Below are 17,500 nucleotides of genomic sequence, written 5' to 3'. Positions count from 1 at the left end.
CACAATTAAGGTTACGAGAATGAAAAGAATATTTATAGGCTTGCTGCTGGCAGGCACATTGCTGGGCTGCACAAAGGATATGACTGATAGCGACCGCTTTGGAGGGTCGGACTATCAAGGGAATGATGTCGACTTGCGCATAAAGGACTTTATATGGAAGGGCTTGAACTCGTGGTATCTGTGGCAAGGTGATGTCGATGACTTAGATGATCATCGCTTTGGGAAGACGCCTTCGGTAACAGGCAACGCTCAGTACAAAGCCTTTTTAGATAGGCATAGCGACAAGGAGGCTTTCTTCTACGGCTTGCTAAATAACTATCCCACTACCGACCGTTTTAGCTTTATCACCGATAATTACTCCGAACTTGAAGATACTTTTAAAGGAATCTCAATGAGTGCTGGTATGGATTTTGCTTTGGGGGTTATCCCTAATAATGATAGGGTGTTCGGGTTGGTTCGTTATGTGGTGCCTAATTCAGGGGCTGCTACTGCCAATATCAAGCGTGGAACTGTATTTACAAGAGTTAATGGAACAGCGCTCACTAAGAGTAATTACACGCGATTGCTACAGAATAACAATACTTCAATGACCTTAGGGCTGGCTAAAATAGAGGGTACAAGAGGTAAATACTCTCTTGTTGAGACAGAGGAGACTGTTACTCTTACCAGATCGCGATTTGTGGAGAACCCCATCTTAATCCATAAAGTGATAGAACAAGGAGGCAAGAAGATAGGCTACTTGATGTACAACGCCTTTGTATCTGACTTTGACGTGCAACTTAACAATGTGTTTGGTGAATTTAAGAGTCAAGGTATTGATGAGTTAGTACTTGACTTACGCTACAATGGCGGTGGCAGTGTATCAAGCGCTATCTACCTATCATCAATGATTACTGGGCAGTTCAACGGGCAAGTTTTCTCAAAAGAGCAGTGGAATAAGAAGTTACAACCTATTGTGGAGCAACAAGGGAGCAGCATTAACTATTTTACTAATGAAATAAAGGGTGAAGGCAGCCGAAAGATAGCTACTATCAATAGCTTGAACCTGAAGCGTGTATACATACTGACTACTAAAAGTACAGCCTCAGCCAGTGAACTTGTAATCAACAGCTTGAAAGCCTATATCAATGTGGTGCAGATAGGCACTATTACCACAGGGAAGGACAAGGCTTCTATAACTATTTACGATTATACCGACGCTAATAATAAGGTAAAGAACCCTGCACACAAATGGGCTATGCAACCTTTAGTGCTTAAAATGGTTAATGCCAAAGACGAAGGCAATTACACAAACGGGCTAACTCCTACTATCCCACTTGAAGAAGATGTAAAGAATATGGGAACCTTAGGGGATACTAACGAACCTCTATTAGCAAGGGCCTTACAAAGTATAACAAGTGCAACCAGACGTACAACGCGCTCAGTGGCTGAACCTGCGCTGCCTCTACAGGAAATAAGCCATTCCAAAGCAGGACTACTTGGCTATAACGAAATGTACAAATAGCTCAAAGATCATAGCATATAAAAGAATGAACTCATTTTACGAACTTACAGTCTCAAAGATTACACCTCTGACTGCAACTGCCGTTAAGATTACCTTTGACGTCCCTGAGCTACTACAAAGAGCTTTTCGCTTTGAGGCTGGTGAATATCTCACCTTACAACACACTTTTGATGGCAAGAAAGTACGGCGTGCTTACTCTATTTGCTCAGGCATCACGGAAGGTGAGCTAAGCGTAGCTGTGAAGCGCGTTCCCAATGGGCTATTCTCTACTTTTGCTACTGAGGCACTACGCGAAGGTGATACCCTTGAAGTGATGCCCCCAATGGGTTCGTTTGTATTCTTCTACGACATCTTTGGCAATAAGGATATTATGCTTTTCTCAGCAGGAAGTGGAGTGACCCCAATGATGAGCATTGCTAAAACAGCACTGCACAAAACCAATATCAAAGTGATATTCATCTACGGCAATAAAAGCAAGGAAGAAACACTCTTCTTTGACGAGATAGAAGGCTTGAGAGTTGCTTTCCCTGAGCGCTTCTTCGTGCACTACGCTTTCAGTCAGCAGCCTTGGGGAGGCCATTTCACAGGGCGTATCAATGATGCTATTATCAATAAAGTATTCGATTTGTATAAAGACCTAAACTGGGGGCGATACTACGCTTGCGGTCCCTCAGAAATGGTCAAGAACGTACGGGATACCATCCTAATGCGAGGCATCAGCGAGGATAGAATATTCACAGAGCTCTTTGAAGCACCCCCTACCGAAACAGACTTCTCAGCCTTAGAAGGCAATGCCGATATCACATTGATAGAAGGTGATAAAGAACACACTTTCAAGGCCGCAAAGAATCAAATATTATTGAACTCCATACTGATGCAGGGCTACGATGCACCTTACTCGTGCCTCAATGGCGTGTGCAGCAGCTGTATTGGCAAAGTTGAAAGCGGAGAGGCTCAAATGGCTAAGAATGAAACGCTCAATAAAGAGCAAGTTGAAAAAGGGTACATACTCACCTGTCAGGCTTATGCTTTGAGCGATAAAGTAACTATTTCCTTAGATAAAAGAGTATAAAAAAGAGCAAATCATAAGCCGGATTCTGTGCTTACCCTAAGGTAAGTGCTTATCATTTATCTTGGCTTGCAATCACTTACAAGCTCAAACCGCCTACCCCCTAACTTTGGGCGAGCTACCCTATAAATGTTAGTTTACGCGGCGTTGCACCACATAGAGTTTACCTGATTTCACTATGGCATTACCCATACATTCTTTCTGTTGCACTTGTCCTCACCTTACGGTGGACGGGCGTTACCCGCTATGCTGCTCTACGGTGTCCAGACTTTCCTCTATAAGAATAGCGATAAGCTGATTTGCTCTTGGGCGCAAAGGTAAGAAATTTATCTGACTTATCTCGTAGATAGTGAGAATTAATTTTTATAACACCCTATTCGGAGATATAATAAAAGCAAGAGTGAATACAAAAAAGGGGGCTACAATCCTTCCGATGCCTCGGGTGAGACAACGGACGATTGCAGCCCCATAATATGGAAAAGATAATTCTATTCCGCTGCTACTAATTCTGCAATCTTTACGATCACCTCTGTGGCTTTCACCATACTTTCGACAGGCACATACTCGTATTTCCCGTGGAAATTGTGTCCCCCTGCAAAGATGTTTGGGCAAGGTAGCCCCATAAAACTCAGCTGCGAGCCATCGGTGCCACCGCGTATCGGTTTGGTGATTGGGGTGATGCCTAAAGCCTTCATCGCGCGCTCCGCCACCTCCACAATGTGGATCACAGGCTCTATCTTCTCGCGCATATTGTAATATTGGTCTTTGAGGGTGAGCTCCACTACATTCGGATGTTGCACATTGAGTTCTGCTACAACCTTCTCGAGGAGCGCCTTGCGGGCTTCAAACTTCGCCCTGTCGTGGTCGCGAATGATCAGTTGCACTACCGTCTGCTCCACATCACCCGCAATATCGGTAACGTGGAAAAAACCCTCACGCCCTTCTGTGCGCTCAGGCACCTCATCGGCTGGCAACATACCGATAAACTTAGCAGCAATGAGCATTGAGTTGATCATCTTGTTCTTAGCCGTGCCTGGGTGTACGTTCTTCCCGTGAAAAACGACCTTCGCCCCTGCGGCGTTAAAGCTCTCATACTCCAACTCGCCTATCTGCCCACCGTCCATAGTGTAAGCCCAATCAGCACCGAACTTCTTCACATCAAAGAAATGTGCCCCTCTGCCTATCTCCTCATCGGGGGTAAAGCCCACGCGAATGTCGCCGTGCTTGATTTCAGGGTGTGCGATGAGGTACTCCATAGCGGTAACAATCTCCGCCACGCCTGCCTTGTCGTCAGCTCCTAACAGGGTTGTGCCATCGGTGGTGATGAGCGTCTGCCCTTTGTAAAGGAGTAAATCCTCAAAATACGAAGGCGAGAGCACGATGTTCTGCTCCTTGTTGAGTACGATGTCCTTACCATCATAATTCTCAATAAACTGCGGTTTGACCCCTTCCCCAGAGAAATCGGGCGAGGTGTCAAAATGCGAGATAAACCCTATGGTAGGCACCCTCTTATCGATGTTTGACGGCAGCGTAGCCATCACATAGCTCTTCTCATCTATACTAACATCCTTCAAACCAACCTCTTCCAATTCCTTCGCGAGCTTGCGGGCAATGTTCCACTGTTTCTCAGTGCTCGGTGTGGATTCACTCTCTGGGTCGGACTGACTGTCGATGGCGATATACGAGAGGAATCGCTCTACTACTTTTTGCATATAATTTATTGTTTGAGCTTTGAGCTTTGAGCTTTGAACTTTGAGAACAGGATGTGTCGCCAACCTTCTCAAAGCTCAAAGCTCAAAGCTCAAAGCTGGTTAAAGTATCTTTTTCTTTCTCAGCTCAAAATTCTGTCCGAGGTACACCTTGCGCACCATCTCATCAACAGCAAGCTCTTCGGGTATGCCTGCCTTGAGGATACCCCCCTCGAACATCAAGTAAGTACGGTCGGTGATGGCCAAAGTCTCTTGCACATTGTGGTCGGTGATGAGAATACCGATATTGCGGTCTTTGAGGTGTGCCACAATGCGCTGAATGTCCTCCACCGCCACAGGGTCTACCCCCGCAAAAGGCTCATCGAGCAATATAAACTTCGGCGAGGTCGCTAGTGCGCGGGCTATCTCCGTACGCCTACGTTCACCTCCCGAAAGCAGGTCGCCACGGTTCTTGCGGATATGCCCCAAACCAAACTCCTCAATAAGGGCATCGGTGCGCTTCTGCTGCTCGGCACTGCTGAGATTGGTCAGCTGCAACACACTCTTGATATTATCCTCCACACTCAGCTTACGGAACACCGATGCCTCCTGTGCCAAGTAGCCAATACCGCGTTGTGCACGCCGATACATTGGGTAAGTGGTGATGTTCTCACTATCGAGGTAAATCGTACCCCCATTGGGCTTGATAAGGCCTACAATCATATAGAAAGAGGTAGTCTTCCCCGCCCCATTCGGACCGAGCAAGCCCACAATCTCCCCTTGGCTTACCTCAAGCGAGACGCCCTTTACCACCTTGCGCCCCTTGTATATCTTAATAATGTCGTTTACAATTAACTTCATATACAGAATTTTCCGTTATTAGCCATTGCGCAACATACTGCTGACAATAGTTTTGCAAAGGTACGAATTAATTTTACATCACAACACACCTCATCAAAATTATTTACCACTAAACATTTAATAAATCTGATTTACAGCAAATTACAAAAGAAAGATCACTTCAAATCCTTTACCCATCACCCTTATCTCCTCAAACAGAAAATTTTTCTAACGGCACCAGTACGGAATAGGTACGGTACCAGTACGGATGGAGACAAGTGATTTTTAGACAAGCCTAAATCAGGTCTTTTCTTAAATATTGGTAAAATAAACTTTTAGATAGCATAAATATAGAAAACCCGTTAAGCCATCTTTACTCTCTACTTTTTATTCACTTACAAAAATTATCCATTATCCATTGTGCATTATAAATTAATCCGTACCTTCGCAGAATGAAACGAGAAATTATAGCATTCGGAGATTACTACGATGATTTCAAAAATACACTCACCGATAAAGAGCTATTGAAATTAGAGTATATTCTCTCTTTGCTTGAAACACAAGACAGACTTCCCACTAGGTTTATAAAATACATCAAAGAAGAGGTTTATGGACTCAGAATAGAATATAACGGCAATATTTATCGCATATTTTTTATCTTTGATGAAGGCAATATTGTAGTTCTATTCAATGGGTTTCAAAAGAAAACACAAAAAACACCAGAAGGTGAAATAGCCAAAGCAATAAGAATTAAAAAAGAATATTATGAGTACAAAGAGCAAAATAAAAAGCATCAGTAAAGAGTTAGCCGAAAAGCACGGAGCCATAGGTACTACCGAGCGAGCCAAATTTGATGAAGAGGCTTATGCCTTTTACATAAGCCAACTATTACAAGATGCCCGCAAGGAGGCAAAAGTAACCCAAAGCACCCTCGCCAAGCAGATAGGCACAGACACCTCCTATATCTCTCGAATAGAAAATGGCACTATCTCACCAAGCGTCAGCACCTTTTATCGCATCATAGACGCCTTGGGCTTACGTGTAGAAATATCAAAAGTCATTGGATGAAAACAATAAACAGAATAGATACATTATGTTTAAAGCACCTTTCTCATTTAACGGACGCATTCGTCGATTAGAGTATGCACTTAGTGCATTGATTGCTGGCGTGGTTAGCAGTATATATACCAATATTGTTATATTGATTGTAGTGGGTATGTCCGAATCCGTACAAAATGATGAAACTATTGTATGGATAATGCTCATTGCGTTTCTTCTTTACTTCCCTTTTCTCCTTTGGTTTTCTTGGGCACAGAATGCTAAACGTTGCCACGATGTTGGGGTAAGTGGCTGGTATCAGCTGATACCCTTTTATGGCATTTATCTCCTTTTTGCAGAAGGACAATACGGCACGAACCCATACGGAAAAAATCCCAAGGAAACAACGTACCTTTTTAATACTACTGACTTATCCCCACAAAGTAATGATTCACACAACAGTAGCGCCTCTTCTTATGATGATCGCAAAGATGAATATGCAAGTGGAAGTTTAAACAATTAATCTTCTATCACTGTTGCTACCTCATCCTACAGCTGTCCACTCGGTAGCTTTTTGTATCTACTATGAATGATAAACTATTTACTAACAATTACCTACTTACAAACTTCTCTTTAAATTTTAATATTTTTTCCTTGTTCATTTCAAAAAATATCACAAATTTGCCACCTGAATTTAAACGAGAAAAATACACATAAATAAACATTTAGACTAAAAACATTTTATATATGAATCAGAATATTACACCAGAGAAGCAAACCATAGAGTCTTGCCTAAAAGGGAAATCCTATTACATCGATTTTTATCAAAGAGAATATGTATGGTCAAAAGAAACCGTAGAAACGCTTTTAAATGATATTTTCTATCAATTTAATTTGTCCTATACTGCTCATAAGAATGAAGAACTAAATGAAAAGACAATGCTTAAGTATAATTGGTATTATCTTAATGTCTTTATTACTAATAATGTTGAAGGAAAGGTTTATATTGTCGATGGGCAACAAAGGCTAACAACCCTTACGCTTATCGCTTGTAAATTATATCATATTGTCAAAAAAGATGGTCTAAAAGATATACTCAAAGAGTGTATTTTTTCAAGAGATATATTCAGTGATTATATATTTTGTATAGATGATGAAAAAAGAAAAGAGATTATGCAGCAGATTTTGAATGATAATTTGCAGCAAACAACATATAAAAATAGAACGGAAGAAAATCTTATTGCCCGCTATCAAGATATTAGTAACTTTGTAGATAAAAATTTGCCTACGGAAGCTATTGAAATATTTGCTTCTTACTTTCTTAAAAGACTTATTATGGTTGAATTATCCATAGAAAAAGATGATACTCCTATGGTTTTTGAAGTTATTAACGATAGAGGTGAAGCCCTTAAACCATTTGAAATCATTAAAGGAAAAATGGTAGGTGCACTGCCCAAAAGCGATACGGAAACTTATTCTGACAAATGGGATACTTCTATGTTGCGATTAAAAGGCATAGAAGATAGCTTTTTTGCTGATTATCTCAAAGCTAAATTTATCTCCAAACCCGACTCAAAAACAGAAGCACTGATAAATCAATCTTATCACAGGTATATTTTTGACAATAATGAAATTGCTGATAAATTAGCGCTTAGAAAAACAGATAAGGCATATATTAGTAATATAAGAAACTTTATAAAAGTAACACTCGACTATTATGCTCAATTATACAGCAAAATTAGAAGCAACAAGAATAGATATTTAGAATTTACAAATGAAATCAATGGTCTTTCAGGGCAATACCAAATAATTATGGCAGCCTGTGAAGTAAATGACCCTCAAGAAGAGGAAAAAATCAACGCTATAGCAAAAGAGTTTGACAGGTTATGGATACTTTTAATCTTAAATGATGTTTATGACAGTAATAATTTCCAAGATATTTGTTATAAACTCAATGACTTATTAAAAGAAAAGAGTATAGCAGACTATCGCCCTACTTTTGATAAAGTAATCTTAGAAAGAATTGGAGAAAAGAAAAACACCCCTCCTACTTCTGTATTAGACTATTCGAATTTCGTCAAGAAAAGTTATAGCAATATGAACACCAAAGTATTAAGGTATATCTTTGCACGAGTAGAAGAGTATATCTGTGGGGAGAAAAATATGCAAAATAGCATTAAAGATATTACCACTAAAACAGGAGCTAAAACAGGCTATCATATAGAGCATATTCTATCCCACAATGACACAAATAAAAGTTACTTTGACAGTGTAGATGATTTCGAAGATAAAAGAAATCTATTAGGAGGCTTACTGTTGCTAAAAGGGACTGATAATATAAGCTCAGGAAATGAAGAATACACAGAAAAACTCAAGACTTATAGTACAGGCTTAACTTGGGGGCATTCTCTATGTGCTGATTTTTATCATACCAATAAGGATTTTTCTAAGTTCAATGCTGAATTGAAAAAGAAAACAGGTGTAGAATTTAAACCTATCACGAAGTTTGATAAAAAAGCCTTATACGATAGAAGTAAACTCTTATATAACTTAGTAAAGATAATTTGGGAAGTTAAATAGCTGTTGTACTATCTCCTATTGGTTCGTATAAAGTGAAGCGTACACTCAAAAATACCCCTGAAAGTTAGAGTTAAAACTTTCAGGGGTATTTTTTTTACCTTAAACCCAACGAGCTTACCCCTCCTTACTCTATGAAAAACAGCTTGTTAAAACAACTGTTGATAACTCTGTTTATAACTTTTTAACAAGTCGGGTATAATTCACAACCTTTCGCCGTACCTTTGCCCCAGCAAAACGAAACAGAGCTCATATTCCGCTTTTGCAGCCGAGGCAGTTTAAAAAGTAATTGCGTTATACAATACTAGTCAGCTATAACAATCTTACTCTTTAGCAGTCTCAACTAAAAAAGCGTGTGCAGTATAGCCAGTTGCTGTATACGTATTTGAAAACAATAATAAAACCCGTGTCTGATGGTACTGGCTACATTGGGCATACAATATGTTTAATATATGATTAATTTATTTTTTAAAACAAAAAAAGTGAAAATGAAATCTTTGATTATTAGAAAGGAGGTGCGTTATGGCATTTGTTGATGAAAGCATCTTCGTTGACGGCGCACGTGGCAAGGTAAACAAAGCCGTGTACCGTCGTTGGAAAGGACATACCGTCCTAAGCCGTGTTCCTGCTCGTGCAGGCGAGTTAAAACCCAATCAGAAAGCACAGTGCTCGAAGTTCAAGGAGGCTGTCGCTTATGCTGTTGAGGCACTTAAAGACACTGATCTTAGGGAACAGTATCTCCAAAAGGGAAAGAACAAACAGCTCTCAGCTTATAATATGGCTATTGCTGATTTTCTTACCCCTCCAGTTATTGATGCAATCAATACAGAAAATTACAAAGGAGCTATAGGTAACAAGATCTCTATCACCGTTACCGACAACTTCAAAGTAACCTCTGTATTGGTGAAAATTCAGAAGCCAGACGACACTCTTATAGAGTCGGGCAATGCCGTTCTAAAGCTTCAGCAGTGGGTTTATACCACTACGGTAGCCAACCCTGATCTTACTGGCTGTAAGATTGTAGTAGAAGCGAAGGATACCCCTGCCCATACTTCTGAAAAAGAAGTGTTACTATCTTAAAAAAGTAGTATGTTATAAAAAAAACCTCTCAGAGCACCCGCCCTGAGAGGTTTTTGTTTATCTATCATACACACTATCCACTATTCACTATTCACTATTCACTAAAATTCGTATCGATAAGGTATTTCGTTGAGTTCAGCCTCCAAGTCCGACCAATCGTGTACCTCGCTTACCAAGCTCAGCACCATTGCTTCGGTCAGTGGTTTGCCGTTGTAGATGTCAGTGATGGTCTGTGTTGACATATCATCTTTTACGTACGATTCATCGCCGAGGAACTCACTTGCCCAATCTTTGTAGAGCTCAGGGTCGGCAGTGATGGCGTTGAACTTAGTAACCTCTTCCTCAATAGGGAAATGCTCTGCGCATTGCCAGCTTTGCCCGTCCACTGACCAAATCACGAAAGGGATGTCTGCATTGTTGAAATTCTTTTGGTAGTAAGGCAAGAACACTTTTGGGATACGCTTCTCAAAAGCCCTGTCATCGCCCTCTTTGCTGCTTTCGTCGCTTTGTGAAGGCAGGATAAGGCAGGCCTTATTATCGGCGAAGTAAAAGGTCAACGAAGTGCCGTCCTCATCCTCAAAGCCGTGCCCCCATTGTGCTTCTGCGCCGTCATACTCTTCTTCTGCGCACTTGTTGTAAGTGTGGTACACTTCAAACTCGTGCCCGCAGATAATCCAATCTAATACTGCTTTGCCTTTGCAAAGTGCCTTCAATGTCGCCACCGAAGGGAGATTCTGTAAGTAGGTATTACAATCCATCTAAATATTAATATAATTGCTTAATTTCTAACTATAAAGGCATTTTCTTTACGCTTTACTCTCTACTGTTTGCTCTCTGCTCTCTTTCCTTGCTATATACGCCGAGATGAGGATACTCGCCTCGTAGAGCAGCATTATCGGTATGGATACGATAATTTGGCTGGCGACATCAGGAGGTGTGATAATAGCCGCGATGATAAGCACCACGATCAGTGCGTGGCGGCGGTACTTCCTCAGGAATGCAGGCGTAACGACCCCCAGCTTCGTTAAGAAGTAGATGATAATAGGCAGCTCAAAGACGATACCAGAGGAGATAACCGATGAGCGCACTACTGAGAAATACGAATCGATGTCGATGTTATTGGTAACCTCGGGGCTTACTGAGTAAGTGCCTAAGAAGTTGATAGAGAGCGGTGTGATGAGGTAGTATCCGAACAGCACCCCCACGAAGAACAAAGCCGATGCTACCAATATAAATCCGCGTGCCAAGCGGCGTTCATTCTCGTAGAGTGCAGGTGCGATAAACCTCCATACTTCGTATAATATGTAAGGGAAAGCGACGATCACCCCAGCCCAAATCGACGTCCATATATGTGCTGAGAATTGCCCTGCCATTGTTCTGCTTTGGATGATAAAGGGCAGGTGTTCCGTGCAGAAGTCGCTCTCGAAGCCGAAGAAGTGCCCCATACGGCAGAAAAAACGATAGGTGACGAAGCTGCCCTCCTTAGGGGCGAAGAGAATGGCGAAGATAAACCGCTTGCACACAAAGGCAACCACCGACACGATTAGCACGGCCAAGGCGGAACGTATCAGGTGCCACCGCAGCTCTTCCAAATGGTCTAAAAATGACATCTCGTCTTTCTGCTCCGTACTCATCGGGATTATTACATCTTAAAATAACGCGGCAAAGATACATTTTATTATTGAGATAGCAGCAGTTTTACACTTTTTTTCTTTTTAAGGCAACTTATAAAAGGCTCCATATATAAGGTGAACCTTTAAGAAAATAAGGCTTCGATTGTATTTCGATAATCTTCATTATAAGGAAGTTATTGATAATTTTGCACAAAAAGACATTTTTTTTCTGTCGAAACGTAACGTATGTAAACTTTTTTTTATACCTTTGCCCTATGAAAATTAAACTATTCCCATTACGAAAGAACAAGCGATTTAACTATACGCCTCGCTATTATGAAGGTAAGGACTTGGGGAACCCGTATGATTTTGACTCGAAGATCAAACGCGATAGAGAGACACAAACCAACCATTTCACAGAAGAGTGGAGGGCTATCCGCAAGGAGAGTAGAAACAAAAAGAACGCTGAGTTTAACAAAACCTTCTGGATTGTGCTGGCGATCTTAGTGCTGCTAACACTCTATTTCCTTGATTTCGACCTATCGATATTCAGGAGATAACACCCAAAACCAAGCCACCCATTAGGCATTATTAAAGCATCAAAACGTGAGACAGAACTTAAGCAACATCTTAGTGTGGAGCATCGTGCTTGGCTCGGCAGCCTTCTCGGTGGTCTTTGGCATACGTGAACACAACCAACGTAAAAGTGCTCAGCTTGCCTATAGACAGGTGAAAAAGAGCCTACTGATGCTTTCCGAGCAATATAATAAAGGTGTAGAAAAGCTCAGCTACCTCAAGGTATACGAGCAAACTGAGCGTAGAATCGTAAAAACTAACGAATGAAAAGTATGAAAATCAAGTTATTATTACTCCTATCGGCAGTGTGCTTTTCTGTGGAGATAAACGTACAATCGCTCCTGCAGAAGTTTGAAAAGAACAAAGACATCACCACCGTGGTCGTTTCGCAAAAGATGTTCCAGATGCTTTCCAAGATTGAAACCAAGGACGCCGACGCTAAGGAATTTATGCAAGTAGCCAACAAACTCACGGGGATGAAGGTGTTCTCCACTGAAAGCAAGGCGGCGATCGCTCAGATGAAGCAGGAGGTAGAGAGCTACGTCAAGGCTGCCGCACTCGGGGAACTGATGCGCGTTAAGGACAAGGCTTCCAACGTAAAGATATATACCAAAGGTGGTAAAGACGCAAACCACGCCTCCGAACTGCTAATGCTTATCGAGGAAGCACAAGGAGGCAAGCAAACCGTCGTCCTTTCCCTAACGGGCGACATCGACCTACAAAAGGTAGGTGTACTAACAAAGAATATGAACCTTCCAAAAGAAGTAAACGATATTAGATAAAAATGGCAAGATATGAATTGAAACTCCCCGCTATGGGTGAGAGCGTTGCTGAGGCAACGGTGACCAATTGGTTAAAGAACGTCGGCGACTTTATTGACGTCGATGAAGCGATTGTGGAAGTAGCTACCGACAAGGTGGACAGCGAGGTTCCCTCCGATGTTGCGGGAACTATCAAAGAGCTCTGCTTTAAGGTGGACGACGTGGTAAAGATCGGGCAGGTGATTGCTATCATCGAAACCGACGCACCTGCCGCAGCAGCACCTGAAAAGGAAACTTCCAAACCAGCAAAAGCCGCTAAGGCAATCGAGAAAGACATCGCTCAGGTGAAGGAAACGACCCTCAGCAGTGCCCCTGCCGATGCTTACAAATCCGAGCGTTTCTACTCGCCTTTGGTGAAAAGCATCGCTAAAGAGGAGGGCATCTCCGTCGAGGAATTGGATCGTATACAAGGTAGCGGCGTCGATAGTCGCGTTACTAAGAACGACATCCTCAACTACTTAGAGCGCCGAGGTACCGCTGCGGCGAGCCCTTCCGTAGCAGCTCCTTCGCCAGTGCCACAGCGCACTTACGTAGGTCGCGGCGATGAAGTGATCGAAATGTCGCGTATGGGTAAGCTCATCGCTGAGCATATGGTGCGCAGTAAGCAAGTATCGCCGCACGTGCAGAGCTTTACCGAAGTGGACGTCACACGCGTGTGGAACTGGCGTAATAAGGTGAAGAAAGCCTTCGAAGCACACGAGGGTGAGAAGCTAACCTTCACACCTATCTTTATGGAGGCAGTGGCAAAAGCACTGGTTGACTACCCACTGCTGAACATTTCTGTGGAGGGAAATAACCTCATCAAACACAAGAATATCAACATAGGGATGGCTACCGCTTTGCCCGATGGTAACCTGATTGTGCCCGTTATCAAGAATGCCGACGAGCTGAGCCTAAGGGGGCTTGCCAAGGTGGTAAACGATCTGGCACGTCGCGCCCGCGCAAGTGAGCTCAAGCCTGACGAGGTGAAGGGCGGCACTTATACGGTGACAAACATCGGTTCCTTTGGTAATGTGTTCGGAACACCGATTATCAATCAGCCGCAGGTAGGCATCTTGGCGATCGGAGCCATACGTAAAGTGCCCGCAGTGATAGAGACTCCTGAGGGCGACACTATCGCAATCCGATACAAAATGATGCTTTCGCACAGCTATGATCACCGCGTAGTCAACGGCGCCTTAGGCGGGATGTTCGTGCAACGCGTGGCTGAGTATCTCGAAAAGTGGGATATGAATCGAACGATTTAATACGTAGCTCATATAAGAAGGTAGGCTGGCTTACTCGCGTAAGTCAGCCTATTTTGTTTCAATGCAAGTGTGGTATCGCCTTAGCCTCCTGCCAGTATTGCTCCATCTCTGCTAAGGTCATATCCTTCAGCGCCTTACCTTTTGCCTCAGCAGTGCGCTCCAAATACTGAAAACGTTGTATGAACTTCTTATTAGTGCGCTCTAATGCGCCCTCAGGGTTCACTTTCAAGAAGCGTGCATAATTAATCAAACTGAAGAAAACATCGCCTAACTCCGCCTCAATGTTGCTTAGGTTTTGATCCTTTACTTCCTTGTGAAGCTCTTCAATCTCCTCTTTTACCTTCTCAAATACGCCGTCGATTGAGTCCCAATCAAAGCCAACTCCCGACACTTTATCCTGTATTCGAGAGGCTTTTACCATTGCAGGCAAGCTCCTCGGTACGCCTTCCAGCACACTTTTCCTGCCTTCCTTGAGCTTGATCTTCTCCCAGTTTTTCTTCACATCTTCGTCAGTTTCAGCCTTTACATCACCGTAAATATGCGGATGCCTCACTATCAATTTATCACAAACAGCGTTGGCTACGTCTGCAATGTCAAATGCTTTTTCCTCACTTCCAATCTTCGCATAGAAGACGATATGCAAGAGCAGATCACCCAGCTCCTTTTTAATCTCCTCGAGGTTGCGGTCTAAAATAGCATCCCCAAGCTCGTAAGTCTCCTCAATAGTGAGATGTCTGAGCGATTCCCACGTTTGCTTTTTATCCCAAGGACATTGCTTGCGCAGCTCATCCATAATGGTCAGCAACCGATCAAACGCCTGTAATTGTTGTTCTCTACTGTTCATCTTTATAAATATTACCTGTATATTCAATTATTTTGCAAAGATAAGTAATATTTTTATAAACGAGCTATTTAAAAATATTTTTCTTCTTTCACCTATATATATAAGGTGAAAAATAGCGCTATATCACCTACTTTTTAATAAAGCTATATTTTAATTTAATTAATTGATAATGTGGTATATATAAATATCACGCTATATTTAAATAAAAATATCACAAAAAAAATCCACAAATACGTTTGTATATTTAAAAAAGATTTGTAACTTTGCCCCGAATATGAAGCGTGCGATGAGCGCAATTCATAGGTAATATTAATTAATAACACATTAAATTTATAAGCAATGGCGATTAAATATAAAACATTAGAAAAGGGGCAACCAGGGGTTGCTGGTGGTGGAACCAAGAAATTCTATGCGAGTATTGTGTACGATGGTGAGCTTACTATCGATGATTTAACCAAGCAAATCGAGAAGTTTTCATCGCTGAGTGAATCGGACATCAAAGGTGTTGTAATTGCATTAGAGAACGTGATCCAAACGGCGCTTGCTGATAGTAAGATTGTACGCTTGGAACGTTTAGGCTCACTCTACCCGTCACTCAGTAGCGAAGGTACTGCGACAGAAAAAGAATTCACCTCATCAAAGATCAAATCCGTAGGGGTGAACTATCGCCCAGGTACGCGCATCTTAGATGCTATGAAGGCTGCTGGATTCGAAAAGAAAAAGAAAGTAGAAAAGAAACCATAAGAAGGTCACCTAAAAACCACGTGTGATTCGAGTAAAAACCACGTGTGGTTTTGGGTAAAACCACGTGTGACTTTGACTAAAACCACGTGTGCTTTTCATCAAAAGCACACGTGGTTTTTTTTCGACCCAAATGTATACTGATTATCAATTACTTGTGAATTAAACGAGAGTATAATTTACCTCAAATTCATCACTAAGCTGCTATTAATGTAATGTTAATGAGTTCTGCGATGAATGCAAATTAGAAACAAAACGAAATGATGTTAGGTATTACTACTTTTCAGATTTGAAAGATACATAAATGTAGTGTAAGTAATAAAAAAGTATTATTTATACTCATTGAATAGCTACTTTTAGGTAATAAAAAACCTACTTATTTTTACAACAAATTGCTGTTGTATTTTCTATTTTTTAAGAGGAGATTTAAGGATGTTTTTACCAATATTTTGTTGTAAAATAAATGTGGTTTTACTTTATATATAAGGTAGAATGAAAAAAAATCACATTTTATTTTTGGTGATATGAAGAATAATTTGTAACTTTGCCACGTATTTTAACATCAACAATTACACGAATATGCCAACAATATCACACAGGGCACAGATATTACCTCAGTCGCCCATACGCAAATTAACGCCGTATGCTGAAAAAGCAAGACGCGAAGGAAAGACGATTTACCACCTTAATATAGGGCAACCTGACATTCATACCCCAGAGATAGCACTCGAGGCAGTGCGCGATTTCCACCCTTCGGTGCTTGAATATACCAAGAGCGAAGGACTCGACTCACTGCGGGAAAAGGTGGTTGAATACTATAAAAAGCACCGTATCAACGTGGATATGAGTGATATTATCATTACCTCTGGAGGATCGGAAGCGCTGACTTATGTGGTTGCCACCGTTGCGGGCGCTGATGATGAGATTATCATTCCTGAACCTTATTACGCGAATTACATCAGTTTCTCACGTGCCTTTGATGCAGTTTGCGTACCAATTACCTCCTCCTTTGACGATAATTTTGCGCTTCCCCCAATAGCGGAGTTCGAAAAGAAGATTACGCCTCGCACCAAAGCATTCCTGATATGCAACCCAGGCAACCCAACAGGCTACCTATACTCGCGGGAGGAAATACTGGAACTTGCGGCACTGGCAAAGAAATACGACTTATTCTTGATCTTCGATGAAGTGTATCGTGAGTTCGTGTATGAGGGAGAACACTTCTCAATTATGGAAGTGCCCGACTTGGAGCAGCACGCCATTATGATCGACTCTGTCTCGAAACGATTCAGTATGTGCGGTGCGCGCATCGGTTGGGTAGTGTCGAAGAATAAGGAAGTGATGCGTGCTTTGCTCAAATTCGCGCAGGCGCGTTTGTCGTCACCTACGTACTCTCAGGTGGCTGCAGAGCGTGCTTTCGATGTAGATGACAGCTACTTTGAGGATGTGCTACGTGAGTATACACGCCGTCGCAACGTACTGATTAAGGAATTGCAAACGGTTGAAGGAGTGAGAGTATCAATGCCAAAGGGCGCTTTCTACTGTATTGCTGAGTTGCCTGTATCTAATGCTGAGGATTTTTGTATCTGGCTTTTGAACGATTTCTCAGTAGATAACGAGACGGTGATGCTTGCCCCTGCAGAAGGGTTTTACGCTACGGAAGGATTAGGGCGCAAAGAGGTGCGTATCGCTTACGTGCTTGAAGTAGAGAAGATAAAGCGGGCTGTGGCGATCCTCAGGCGTGCGCTCTCTGAATATCAGGCGATACATAAGTAGATCTTACGCTACCTATTATAGCACTTATAATGTTACTTAATAAAGAAGAAAAGCACGAAGTAAGTGATTTACCTCGTGCTTTCTTG

At 42.0% G+C, this 17,500-nt stretch carries 18 protein-coding genes and 1 other RNA gene; 13 read left to right on the top strand and 6 right to left on the bottom strand.

Features of this window, described 5'->3' with window-relative positions; translation table 11 throughout:
* Window positions 1–19: 19 nt before the first annotated feature.
* Window positions 20–1,504 carry a S41 family peptidase gene (locus tag AXF12_RS06165; protein WP_066429252.1) on the top strand — a complete coding sequence of 495 codons (1,485 nt, stop codon included), beginning with the start codon at window positions 20–22 and terminating at the stop codon, window positions 1,502–1,504.
* 25 nt (window positions 1,505–1,529) lie between these two features.
* Window positions 1,530–2,576: a ferredoxin--NADP reductase gene (locus AXF12_RS06160; RefSeq protein ID WP_066429250.1), complete on the top strand. Its 1,047-nt coding sequence runs from the start codon at window positions 1,530–1,532 to the stop codon at window positions 2,574–2,576.
* Here AXF12_RS06160 and rnpB read toward each other — a convergent pair.
* The 3 genes from rnpB to lptB all read right to left on the bottom strand — a co-directional run bounded on the left by rnpB (window position 2,576) and on the right by lptB (window position 5,122).
* Window positions 2,576–2,879: RNase P RNA component class A (rnpB, locus tag AXF12_RS06155), an RNA gene on the bottom strand. The genes AXF12_RS06160 and rnpB overlap by 1 nt on opposite strands.
* A 182-nt stretch (window positions 2,880–3,061) precedes the next feature.
* Window positions 3,062–4,285 carry a peptidase T gene (pepT, locus tag AXF12_RS06150; RefSeq protein WP_066431815.1) on the bottom strand — a complete coding sequence of 408 codons (1,224 nt, stop codon included), beginning with the start codon at window positions 4,283–4,285 and terminating at the stop codon, window positions 3,062–3,064.
* A gap of 99 nt (window positions 4,286–4,384) precedes the next feature.
* Window positions 4,385–5,122 (bottom strand): LPS export ABC transporter ATP-binding protein, encoded by a 738-nt coding sequence (lptB, locus tag AXF12_RS06145; RefSeq protein WP_066429248.1) that lies wholly within the window; start codon window positions 5,120–5,122, stop codon window positions 4,385–4,387.
* 431 nt (window positions 5,123–5,553) lie between these two features.
* Here lptB and AXF12_RS06140 point away from each other — a divergent pair, with 431 nt between their 5' ends.
* From AXF12_RS06140 to AXF12_RS06120, 5 genes are all read left to right on the top strand, one after another.
* Complete coding sequence (locus AXF12_RS06140; protein ID WP_066429245.1) at window positions 5,554–5,901, top strand: type II toxin-antitoxin system RelE/ParE family toxin; 348 nt, start codon at window positions 5,554–5,556, stop codon at window positions 5,899–5,901.
* The gene (locus AXF12_RS06135; protein WP_066429244.1) at window positions 5,867–6,169 is read left to right on the top strand and encodes a helix-turn-helix domain-containing protein; all 303 of its coding nucleotides are present in this window, start codon (window positions 5,867–5,869) and stop codon (window positions 6,167–6,169) included. Before AXF12_RS06140 ends, AXF12_RS06135 begins: the two co-directional genes overlap by 35 nt.
* 25 nt (window positions 6,170–6,194) lie before the next feature.
* The gene (locus AXF12_RS06130; protein ID WP_074860695.1) at window positions 6,195–6,662 is read left to right on the top strand and encodes a DUF805 domain-containing protein; all 468 of its coding nucleotides are present in this window, start codon (window positions 6,195–6,197) and stop codon (window positions 6,660–6,662) included.
* A 224-nt stretch (window positions 6,663–6,886) separates the two neighbouring features.
* A complete protein-coding gene (locus AXF12_RS06125) occupies window positions 6,887–8,719 on the top strand; it encodes a DUF262 domain-containing protein (RefSeq protein ID WP_066429243.1) in 1,833 nt (610 codons plus the stop codon).
* Window positions 8,720–9,238: 519 nt separating this feature from the next.
* Window positions 9,239–9,796 (top strand): hypothetical protein, encoded by a 558-nt coding sequence (locus AXF12_RS06120; RefSeq protein ID WP_066429241.1) that lies wholly within the window; start codon window positions 9,239–9,241, stop codon window positions 9,794–9,796.
* A gap of 101 nt (window positions 9,797–9,897) precedes the next feature.
* Here the strand turns inward: AXF12_RS06120 and AXF12_RS06115 are convergent, their stop codons facing one another.
* Together AXF12_RS06115 and tatC are read right to left on the bottom strand one after the other, a co-directional pair.
* Complete coding sequence (locus AXF12_RS06115; protein WP_066429239.1) at window positions 9,898–10,554, bottom strand: hypothetical protein; 657 nt, start codon at window positions 10,552–10,554, stop codon at window positions 9,898–9,900.
* Between the two features lie 48 nt (window positions 10,555–10,602).
* Entirely contained in the window at window positions 10,603–11,406 is an 804-nt protein-coding gene (gene tatC, locus AXF12_RS06110; protein ID WP_394336592.1) for a twin-arginine translocase subunit TatC, read from the bottom strand.
* A gap of 278 nt (window positions 11,407–11,684) precedes the next feature.
* Here tatC and AXF12_RS06105 point away from each other — a divergent pair, with 278 nt between their 5' ends.
* The 4 genes from AXF12_RS06105 to AXF12_RS06090 are packed head-to-tail and all read left to right on the top strand — an operon-like array spanning window position 11,685 to window position 14,053.
* The gene (locus AXF12_RS06105) at window positions 11,685–11,969 is read left to right on the top strand and encodes a hypothetical protein (RefSeq protein ID WP_066429235.1); all 285 of its coding nucleotides are present in this window, start codon (window positions 11,685–11,687) and stop codon (window positions 11,967–11,969) included.
* A gap of 46 nt (window positions 11,970–12,015) precedes the next feature.
* Window positions 12,016–12,252 (top strand): hypothetical protein, encoded by a 237-nt coding sequence (locus tag AXF12_RS06100; RefSeq protein ID WP_066429230.1) that lies wholly within the window; start codon window positions 12,016–12,018, stop codon window positions 12,250–12,252.
* Between the two features lie 5 nt (window positions 12,253–12,257).
* Window positions 12,258–12,767: a DUF4252 domain-containing protein gene (locus AXF12_RS06095; protein ID WP_066431813.1), complete on the top strand. Its 510-nt coding sequence runs from the start codon at window positions 12,258–12,260 to the stop codon at window positions 12,765–12,767.
* A 2-nt stretch (window positions 12,768–12,769) separates the two neighbouring features.
* Window positions 12,770–14,053: a dihydrolipoamide acetyltransferase family protein gene (locus AXF12_RS06090; RefSeq protein WP_066429229.1), complete on the top strand. Its 1,284-nt coding sequence runs from the start codon at window positions 12,770–12,772 to the stop codon at window positions 14,051–14,053.
* Window positions 14,054–14,111: 58 nt separating this feature from the next.
* Here the strand turns inward: AXF12_RS06090 and mazG are convergent, their stop codons facing one another.
* On the bottom strand, window positions 14,112–14,897 hold the full coding sequence (gene mazG / locus AXF12_RS06085; protein WP_066429226.1) for a nucleoside triphosphate pyrophosphohydrolase: 786 nt from the start codon (window positions 14,895–14,897) through the stop codon (window positions 14,112–14,114).
* 339 nt (window positions 14,898–15,236) lie between these two features.
* Between mazG and AXF12_RS06080 the strand changes: the two genes are divergently transcribed.
* Both AXF12_RS06080 and AXF12_RS06075 read left to right on the top strand, forming a co-directional pair.
* Entirely contained in the window at window positions 15,237–15,641 is a 405-nt protein-coding gene (locus tag AXF12_RS06080; RefSeq protein WP_066429224.1) for an HU family DNA-binding protein, read from the top strand.
* Window positions 15,642–16,217: 576 nt separating this feature from the next.
* On the top strand, window positions 16,218–17,414 hold the full coding sequence (locus AXF12_RS06075; RefSeq protein ID WP_066429223.1) for a pyridoxal phosphate-dependent aminotransferase: 1,197 nt from the start codon (window positions 16,218–16,220) through the stop codon (window positions 17,412–17,414).
* Window positions 17,415–17,500: the final 86 nt, after the last annotated feature.

The organism is Capnocytophaga haemolytica (genome assembly GCF_001553545.1).
Classification (GTDB): Bacteria; Bacteroidota; Bacteroidia; order Flavobacteriales; family Flavobacteriaceae; genus Capnocytophaga; species Capnocytophaga haemolytica.
Note: the sequence above shows the minus strand (reverse complement) of the source record. Positions and strands in the feature narration are given on the sequence as shown.